This is a genomic window from Pseudomonas sp. (assembly GCF_037994325.1).
Lineage (GTDB): Bacteria > Pseudomonadota > Gammaproteobacteria > Pseudomonadales > Pseudomonadaceae > Aquipseudomonas.
The window spans coordinates 1-7,967 of sequence record NZ_JBBNAH010000710.1; the positions used below are offsets into that span (position 1 = coordinate 1).

The 7,967-nt window shown below is 58.2% G+C and carries 9 protein-coding genes, 1 tRNA gene and 1 pseudogene; 7 read left to right on the plus strand and 4 right to left on the minus strand.

The window, feature by feature from the left end:
- The 4 genes and pseudogenes from AAAB16_RS23455 to AAAB16_RS23470 form a co-directional block, all read left to right on the plus strand.
- Positions 1 to 122, plus strand: a pseudogene (locus tag AAAB16_RS23455) (hypothetical protein); the annotation flags it as partial.
- A gap of 100 nt (positions 123 to 222) precedes the next feature.
- The gene (locus tag AAAB16_RS23460) at positions 223 to 444 is read left to right on the plus strand and encodes a YgdI/YgdR family lipoprotein (protein ID WP_110614782.1); all 222 of its coding nucleotides are present in this window, start codon (positions 223 to 225) and stop codon (positions 442 to 444) included.
- A 91-nt stretch (positions 445 to 535) separates the two neighbouring features.
- Positions 536 to 612, plus strand: a tRNA-Pro gene (locus tag AAAB16_RS23465).
- 105 nt (positions 613 to 717) lie between these two features.
- Entirely contained in the window at positions 718 to 906 is a 189-nt protein-coding gene (locus tag AAAB16_RS23470) for a hypothetical protein (RefSeq protein WP_340665512.1), read from the plus strand.
- Between the two features lie 11 nt (positions 907 to 917).
- Here the strand turns inward: AAAB16_RS23470 and AAAB16_RS23475 are convergent, their stop codons facing one another.
- On the minus strand, positions 918 to 1,154 hold the full coding sequence (locus AAAB16_RS23475) for a glutaredoxin family protein (RefSeq protein ID WP_340665513.1): 237 nt from the start codon (positions 1,152 to 1,154) through the stop codon (positions 918 to 920).
- A 42-nt stretch (positions 1,155 to 1,196) separates the two neighbouring features.
- The gene (locus AAAB16_RS23480; RefSeq protein WP_340665514.1) at positions 1,197 to 2,339 is read right to left on the minus strand and encodes a DUF5610 domain-containing protein; all 1,143 of its coding nucleotides are present in this window, start codon (positions 2,337 to 2,339) and stop codon (positions 1,197 to 1,199) included.
- 189 nt (positions 2,340 to 2,528) lie between these two features.
- Between AAAB16_RS23480 and AAAB16_RS23485 the strand changes: the two genes are divergently transcribed.
- Entirely contained in the window at positions 2,529 to 2,654 is a 126-nt protein-coding gene (locus tag AAAB16_RS23485; protein ID WP_340665515.1) for a hypothetical protein, read from the plus strand.
- A 102-nt stretch (positions 2,655 to 2,756) separates the two neighbouring features.
- Positions 2,757 to 4,058 carry an OprD family porin gene (locus AAAB16_RS23490; RefSeq protein WP_340665516.1) on the plus strand — a complete coding sequence of 434 codons (1,302 nt, stop codon included), beginning with the start codon at positions 2,757 to 2,759 and terminating at the stop codon, positions 4,056 to 4,058.
- A gap of 149 nt (positions 4,059 to 4,207) precedes the next feature.
- Here AAAB16_RS23490 and cysS read toward each other — a convergent pair whose 3' ends face one another.
- Both cysS and AAAB16_RS23500 read right to left on the minus strand, forming a co-directional pair.
- A complete protein-coding gene (gene cysS / locus AAAB16_RS23495) occupies positions 4,208 to 5,590 on the minus strand; it encodes a cysteine--tRNA ligase (protein ID WP_340665517.1) in 1,383 nt (460 codons plus the stop codon).
- Between the two features lie 12 nt (positions 5,591 to 5,602).
- Positions 5,603 to 7,309, minus strand: a complete 1,707-nt coding sequence (locus AAAB16_RS23500) for a glutamine--tRNA ligase/YqeY domain fusion protein (protein WP_340665518.1) — start codon at positions 7,307 to 7,309, stop codon at positions 5,603 to 5,605.
- Positions 7,310 to 7,430: 121 nt separating this feature from the next.
- On the opposite strand from AAAB16_RS23500, the gene AAAB16_RS23505 reads away from it, so the two are divergent.
- Positions 7,431 to 7,928, plus strand: a complete 498-nt coding sequence (locus AAAB16_RS23505) for a peptidylprolyl isomerase (RefSeq protein ID WP_108097383.1) — start codon at positions 7,431 to 7,433, stop codon at positions 7,926 to 7,928.
- The last annotated feature ends 39 nt before the right edge of the window (positions 7,929 to 7,967 follow it).

A 7,967-nucleotide genomic window follows, 5' to 3' on the forward strand; every position in this document is an offset into this window, starting at 1 on the left:
GCCCCAGGCAGGTGCTTGAAGCGCAAGGAGCAATTTATTTGGATTTGGCCGAGGACGATCCGCGCTTGGCCAATCTCAACACCCCCGAATTACTCACGCAAACAGCACCGCGCACCCGCTAATTGCCCGGTCAGTGAACTTGACCGACAGGTTTCCGTCTCATGCACCGCTAATAGCTGAGCCAGTATGCAGACGCTGTCTGCCCATAACGGAGAAAAAACCATGAATAAGCGGACTCTTCCCGCCTTTGCTTTGGCCTTTGGCCTTGCCGCCCTCGCCGGTTGCTCCTCGCCCTCGGTTATCACCCTGAACGATGGCCGCGAAATCCAGACGGTCGATGAACCGGAGTACGACGACGAGTCGGGTTTCTACCAATTCGAGCAACTGGACGGCAAACGCACCAAGGTCAATAAAGACCAAGTGCGTACCGTCAAAGAGCTCTGACCCAAGCGGCAAAAGGGGTTAGTTGCGAGAAGAAAATTTTCTGCCTAACCCCTTGTGCGCTAAAACTTTTTCAGTAAAATCTGGCCCCATTCGGAGTGTAGCGCAGCTTGGTAGCGCGTCTCGTTCGGGACGAGAAGGTCGCAGGTTCGAATCCTGTCTCTCCGACCAATCCCAGAAAAACCCGCCCTCTTGGCGGGTTTTTTATTGGCCGTGATTTAGCCTTTACTGGGTACTATCACGGCCTGGCTATTTACCCCTTATCGAGAGCACACAATGAGCGCGGAAAAGACCGTAAACGGTTATGCGATCAAACAGATCAGCACCGGCAACTGGTGGGTTGTTGCCAATTCCGGCGAGCAGGTTGCCGGGCCCTTCCCAACCGAGAAGTTGGCCTGCGAAGTAGCCGAAGTATTTGAAGACACGCCACCGCCGCCACCGCGTCGTGGCGAAAAGCGCGACTGATTCAGGAAGCGTTAGCTCAGAAAGGCAGCAATCTGGTCGGCATCAAACGGCCAGTTCAACTCAGCGCCGTTGTCGCAGCGGCGTAATACCGGAATGCGCAGGCCGTAGGTTTCCACCTGCGCTTCGCTGTCGCCGATATCTACCAACTCCACCAGCAAACCGTGCTCAACAAAGGGCATCAGCAGCGCTTCGGCCACTTCACAGAGATGGCAACCAAGGGTGCCGAACAATTGGCATTCGGGAAGCATGACTGCGCCTCAAGAGAAAAGATGAGGCGCAGTTTAGCCGACTCACTCGTCGCTGGCAGCGGCGGTGGCTTTGGTGGGTGTGGCGGTTTGTGGAGTGATCAAGCCTTTCAGCCCGTCGAGGAGACGGTCGTTAAGGTCTTTGGCTTTGTCCAGGCTGGCCTGGTCGAAGCGCTCATCCAGACTGAAAGCGCCTTTGAGCAGATCCGACATGGTTTTCGCCGGGTCGCTCGACAGGTTGCTCGCGCTTTGCAAACCATCCACCAAGCTCTTGGCGTAATCCTGCAAGGCGCTGTTGCTCGCCCCGGCTTTGCTGCCGCCAGCCACTGAGCCGTAGGTTTCGGTAGCGCGCACACTGGCGGTGGTCATATTCAGCGACATGCTGGCCAACTGGGTGCCGTTGATATCCAGCTTCACCGCCTGGTCAAAAGCGCCCTGCAAGTCGCCGGAATAGAACTTGTCAGAAATATCGGAGACTTTGCTGAACAAGTCTTTGAGCGAGGCCATTTCCTCGTCGTTAAGATCGCCGTCCACTTGCACCGAATAACCGGAAACCTGAATGGTCTTGGTCGATGACGAACTGCCGTTAGCCGACGAAGTGCTGTCGCTGGACGAGGCATTGGCGGCGGTAATGCGCACTTTGTCGCCTTCCAGGGTGGTCAGGTCGAGATTGAAGCTCTGCGCCTGGGCCTGGTAATTGCGGCTGCTGTAATCACCGGAAATCGAGGTGGTGGAATCCGGGCTGTCGGTAGACGAGGCCGGAACACCCAGGCTTTCGCCGAGCTTGTCCAAGCCAGCAGTGATTTTGCTGTAGGTTTCGTCGATATTTTTTGCGATGTCGCCGCCCAACACACCTAAGCCATCAAGGATCTTCTTCGCCTCAGCGAAGCCTTCCTCTACGCCTTTACGCGCTTGGGCGAGCATTTCTTGTAGCTCCGCCGGGTCGGCGCCGCCAGCGGCTTTAGCCTTAATGCTGCCTTCGACAAAGCCCAAAATGCGCTCGGAAACTTTATCCGGCGTGTAGTCGCTGGCCTTGCCGCTGAGGTCACCGGCTTTGAGGCCAAGCTTGTCGGCCAGGCGGTTAGCCAAGGTTTTCTGCGGGTCTACGGCACTGCTCGAATTGGAGCCGGTGCCGACGTTGCCGGTGCGCAGATTGGCCGGCAGAAAAGCAGCTGAAGAAGTAGCCATGATCATTTTCCTCGACAGGAACATCTGCAAGGTTGACGGCACCCCCTGGCAAAAGTTGAGGGCATTTCGCCATAAGCCCGACCGATGGTCCTACGAGTTTTTAGGATTACCCCTACTTACACCCGCCGCTTCCAAACGTACCAGCGCAGCGGCGCGGACCTCTAAAGCCTGGTCTGCGGGGCCGTAAAGGTGCGCCATATCTACCGCGCCCTTGAACAAAAACTGCAGCTGACCATCGTTCCCGCCCACGATGCGGCGGTGCAGGACACCCTCGGTTATTACCCAGCAAGGCCCTGCCCGCGCCCCGCCGACTAAGGTCTAAAGGGCGTAAGACAATTCCTCGTGCTTACATTCATCTTGCTGTAACCGTTCGGTCACACCACCACCGACCGACTACCACACGAGGAGAAAACAATAATGAGCAAAGCTCACCTCGCCCACGCTGTAGCCCTGGCTACGGTTGGCGCGTCCTTAACCCTTCCGACCTTGGCCCACGCCGACTTTATCAACGACAGCAAAGCCAGCCTTGAGCTGCGCAACTTCTATATGAACCGCGACTACCGGCAGGACGGCAGCCCCAACCCGCCCGGCGTCACGGGTAAACCCGGCGAGTTTCGCAGCAAGTCGGAAGAATGGGCGCAGGGTTTTCTACTGCGTTACGAATCGGGCTACACCAACGGTACGGTGGGTGTCGGCGTCGATGCCATCGGCACCTTGGGAGTAAAACTGGACTCCGGCCGAGGCCGCACCGGCACCGGCCTGCTGCAAGTTGACCGGGAAACCGGCAAGGCCCAGGACAGCTACGGCGACCTCGGCGTTACGGCCAAACTGAAAGCCTCAAAAACCATCCTGAAAGTCGGCGCGCTAATGCCTAAGGTACCCGTACTGCAAGCCAACGACTCACGCCTGTTGCCGCAGATTTTCCAGGGCGGGCAAATCAACTCGCTGGATATCGACAACCTGACCCTCGACGCCGGTCAGCTCAAGCGCGTGAATTACCGCGATTCCTCCGACTACGAAGAAATGGTCATCAACGGCGGCGGCCGCCGCGGTATCGTCAGCACCGCCGGCCTGACAAGCGATGAATTCAACTTTGCCAGCGGCAGTTACAAGTGGAATGACCAGCTCACCACCGGCTACAGCTACGGCAACCTCGATGAGTTCTACAAACAGCACATCGTCAACCTTAGCCATGTGCTGCCGTTGGCAGACAAGCAGTCGCTGAAGTCGGACATCCGCTACGCCCGCTCCCGCGATGACGGCAGCAGTAACGTCGACAACAACGCCTTTGGCGCCATGTTTACCTACGCCTTAGGCGGCCATGCCTTTGGTGCCGGCTACCAGCGCATGAGCGGCGACACCGGCTTTGCCTACGTCAACGTTACCGACCCGTTCCTGGTCAACTACGTGCAGATCGGCGACTTCGCCAACAAAGACGAAAAATCCTGGCAACTGCGCTACGACTACAACTTTGCCGCCATCGGTATTCCCGGCCTGACCTTTATGACCCGTTACCTCAACGGCGACGACGTTGAGCGTGTCGGTGGCGCCAACGACGGCAAAGAGTGGGAACGCAACATGGACGTCGCCTACGTATTCCAAGACGGGCCCATGAAAAACCTCGGCCTGAAATGGCGCAACGCCACGGCGCGTTCGAACTTTGGCAATGACCTGGACGAGAACCGTCTGATCGTGAGCTACACCCTGCCGCTGTGGTAGGCCAATGATCGGCACGTTGGGCTTCGCTTTGCTCAACCCAACCTACGAATTACACCGACCCTGTAGGTTCGGTTGAGCGCAGCGAAGCCCAACAAAGCCCCAATAAAAAGCCCGCCAAATCGGCGGGCTTTTTATTCAAGCGCGAACCATCAGTCAGCCAAACGCCAGGTGGTGCCGCCCTTGCCGTCTTCCAACACCACGCCCATGGCGGTGAGTTGGTCGCGGATGCGGTCGGACTCGCCCCAGTTTTTATCAGCACGCGCTTGCAGGCGCGCGGCGATCAAGGCGTCGACTTCTGCAGCATCTACTTTGCCGTCAGCGCCTGCGCGCAAGAAGTCATCGGCGTCCATTTGCAGCACGCCCAGCACACTGGCCAGCTCTTTCAAACGCGCGGCCAAACCGGCAGCAGCGTTGATATCGCTGTCTTTCAGGCGGTTGATTTCGCGCACCAGCTCAAACAACACAGCGCAGGCTTCGGGGGTGCCGAAGTCGTCGTTCATCGCCGCCGTAAAGCGCTCAACCAGCGCTTCGCCACCGGCCGCCGGCACAACGGGCAAGCCTTTCAGCGCATGGTAGAAACGCTCCAGCGCACTTTTGGCTTCCTTGAGGTTGTCTTCGGAATAGTTGATCGAGCTGCGGTAGTGGCTGGACACCAACAGATAGCGCACCACTTCCGGCTGGTACTTTTCCAACACGTCACGAATGGTGAAGAAGTTGTTCAACGACTTGGACATCTTCTCGCCGTTGATACGGATCATGCCGCAGTGCATCCAGGCATTGGCGTACGGCTTGCCGGTGGCCGCCTCGCTCTGCGCGATCTCGTTTTCGTGGTGCGGGAATTCCAGGTCGTTGCCGCCGCCGTGGATGTCGAAGGTGTCACCCAGGCAGCAGGTGGACATCACCGAGCACTCGATATGCCAGCCCGGCCGCCCCGCGCCCCAGGGCGACTGCCAGCTTGGCTCGCCCGGTTTCACGCCTTTCCACAGCACGAAGTCCAGTGGGTCTTCCTTGGCTTCGTCCACTTCAATGCGCGCGCCGATGCGCAGGTCTTCGACCTTTTTGCGCGACAGCTTGCCGTAGCCGAGGAATTTATTGACCCGGTAGTACACGTCGCCATTGCCCGGCGCGTAGGCGTAGCCCTTGTCGATCAGGGTCTGGATCATCGCGTGCATGCCGTCAATATGGTCGGTGGCGCGCGGCTCCATGTCCGGCTTGAGGATGTTCAAGCGGGCTTCGTCTTCGTGCATGGCGTCGATCATGCGTGCGGTCAGGGCATCAAAGCTTTCGCCGTTGTCGCGGGCGCGGTTGATGATCTTGTCGTCGATGTCGGTAATGTTGCGCACGTAGGTCAGCTCATACCCGCTAAAACGTAGCCAGCGGGTAATCAGGTCAAACGCCACCATGCTGCGGCCATGGCCCAGGTGGCAGTAGTCGTACACGGTCATACCGCACACGTACATGCGCACCTTGTTGCCATCCAGCGGCTTGAAGGCTTCTTTGCTTTTGGTCAGCGTGTTGTAGATGGAAAGCACGTTGTTAAATCCTCACGCCCACGAATCTCGCAGGGTCACGGTACGGTTGAACACCGGCTGACCTGGTTTCGAGTCCTTGATATCCGCCGCAAAGTAGCCTTCGCGCTCAAACTGGAAACGGTCTTCCGGCAATGCCTGGGCCAGCGATGGCTCGGCACGACAACCGGTGAGTACCTGCAAGGAATCGGGGTTGATGTTGTCGAGGAAGCTCGCGCCTTCCTCGGCCTTTTCCGGGCTCGGCGAGCGGAACAGGCGATCGTACAAACGCACTTCGCATTCGATGCTGGCGGCAGCTGGCACCCAGTGGATAACGCCTTTGACCTTACGGCCTTCGGGGTTTTTGCCCAGGGTGTCGGGGTCGTACGAGCAACGCAGCTCAACGATAGTGCCGTCAGCGTCTTTGATCGCTTCGTCAGCACGAATCACGTAGCTGCCCCGCAGACGCACTTCACCGCCCGGCTCCAGGCGCTTGTAGCCTTTTGGCGGCTCTTCCATAAAGTCGTCGCGGTCGATGTAAATCTCGCGTTCAAACGGCAAGGCACGTACGCCCATATCGTTTTTCGGGTGACGCGCCAGTTCGAGGTTTTCCACCTGCCCTTCCGGGTAGTTGGTAATGACCACTTTCAACGGCCGCAGCACGCACATGGCGCGCGGGGCGTTGTGGTCGAGGTCGTCACGGATGGCGAATTCGAGCATGGCGAAATCGACCACGCCGTCGGAACGGTTGGTACCGATCATTTCGCAGAACTTGCGGATGGACGCGGCGGTGTAGCCACGACGGCGAAAGCCCGACAGCGTCGACATGCGCGGGTCGTCCCAACCATTGACGTGCTTCTCGTCCACCAACTGCTTGAGCTTGCGCTTGCTGGTGACGGTGTAGGAGAGGTTCAGGCGCGAAAACTCGTACTGACGCGGGTTCGCCGGCACCGACAGGTGCTCCAGGAACCACTCGTACAGCGGACGATGGCCTTCAAACTCCAGGGTGCAGATCGAGTGGGTGATGCCTTCAATGGCATCCGACTGACCGTGGGTGAAGTCGTAGTTCGGGTAGATGCACCAGGTGTCGCCGGTCTGGTGGTGATGGGCGTGGCGAATGCGATAGAGGATCGGGTCGCGCAGGTTCATATTTGGCGACGCCATGTCGATTTTGGCGCGCAGCACGCGGGCGCCATCTTCGAACTCACCGGCTTTCATACGGGCGAACAGGTCGAGGTTTTCCTCTACCGAGCGCTCACGGAACGGGCTGTTTTTGCCAGGCTCGGTCAGGCTGCCACGGTATTCCTTGGCTTGCTCGGGGCTGAGGTCGTCGACATAGGCGTTGCCGGCCTTGATCAGCTCAACGGCCCAGGCGTGCAATTGGTCGAAATACTGCGAAGCGAAACGCACCTCGCCGTCCCACTGGAAACCCAGCCACTGCACGTCGCTCTTGATCGCGTCGATATATTCCTGATCTTCCTTGGCCGGGTTGGTGTCGTCGAAGCGCAGGTTGCACACGCCACCAAATTCCTCGGCCAGGCCGAAGTTCACGCAAATGGATTTGGCGTGGCCAATGTGCAAATAGCCATTGGGCTCTGGCGGAAAGCGGGTGACGATTTTAGTGTGCTTGCCGGAATCAAGGTCAGCTTGAACGATCTGGCGCAGGAAGTTGGCCGGAACGACAGGGGCGCCTTTGGCGTCAGCATTGGCAGTGGAAGCTGGGTCGTGAGTGGGCTTGCTCATAGGATCCTTGAACGTACAGGTGTGCAGCCAGGGTAGGCCGACCAAAACAAAGCGCTTATCATAGCCGAAGCTGTCAACCCCCTGACAGGCCTTCGAATTTCTCGACAGAGTGGATTTTCCCATGATCAAGCTGCACACCAACCACGGCGTTATCACCCTGAACCTGTTCGCTGACAAAGCCCCGGAGACCGTTGCCAACTTCGAGGAATACGTTAAGGCCGGTCACTACGACAACACCGTATTCCACCGCGTGATCAGCAACTTCATGATTCAAGGCGGCGGCTTTGAGCCAGGCATGAAGCAGAAAGCCACCCGCGCCACCATCAAAAACGAAGCCAATAACGGTCTTTCCAACAAAGTTGGCACCGTGGCTATGGCCCGTACCATGGAGCCGCATTCGGCCTCCGCGCAGTTTTTCATCAACGTTTCCGACAACAACTTCCTCGACCACAGCGCACCGACCGTACAAGGCTGGGGCTACACCGTGTTTGGCGAAGTGGTAGACGGCATGGACGTGGTCAACAAAATCCGCGCCGTGGCAACCACCATGAAATCCGGCCACCAAGACGTGCCGGTCGATGATGTGATCATCGAACGCGCTGAGATCGTTGCCGAGTAAGTCGTTTGATCACACTTCTGATCTCGGATCTGCACTTAG

Bases quoted from the DNA above. Each gene is read 5' to 3' on its own strand.
- AAAB16_RS23490 (WP_340665516.1), top strand. From the start codon at position 2,757: ATGAGCAAAGCTCACCTCGCCCACGCTGTAGCCCTGGCTACGGTTGGC.
- AAAB16_RS23500 (WP_340665518.1), bottom strand. From the start codon at position 7,309: ATGAGCAAGCCCACTCACGACCCAGCTTCCACTGCCAATGCTGACGCC.
- AAAB16_RS23475 (WP_340665513.1), bottom strand. From the start codon at position 1,154: ATGCTTCCCGAATGCCAATTGTTCGGCACCCTTGGTTGCCATCTCTGT.
- AAAB16_RS23460 (WP_110614782.1), top strand. From the start codon at position 223: ATGAATAAGCGGACTCTTCCCGCCTTTGCTTTGGCCTTTGGCCTTGCC.
- AAAB16_RS23505 (WP_108097383.1), top strand. From the start codon at position 7,431: ATGATCAAGCTGCACACCAACCACGGCGTTATCACCCTGAACCTGTTC.
- AAAB16_RS23470 (WP_340665512.1), top strand. From the start codon at position 718: ATGAGCGCGGAAAAGACCGTAAACGGTTATGCGATCAAACAGATCAGC.
- AAAB16_RS23480 (WP_340665514.1), bottom strand. From the start codon at position 2,339: ATGGCTACTTCTTCAGCTGCTTTTCTGCCGGCCAATCTGCGCACCGGC.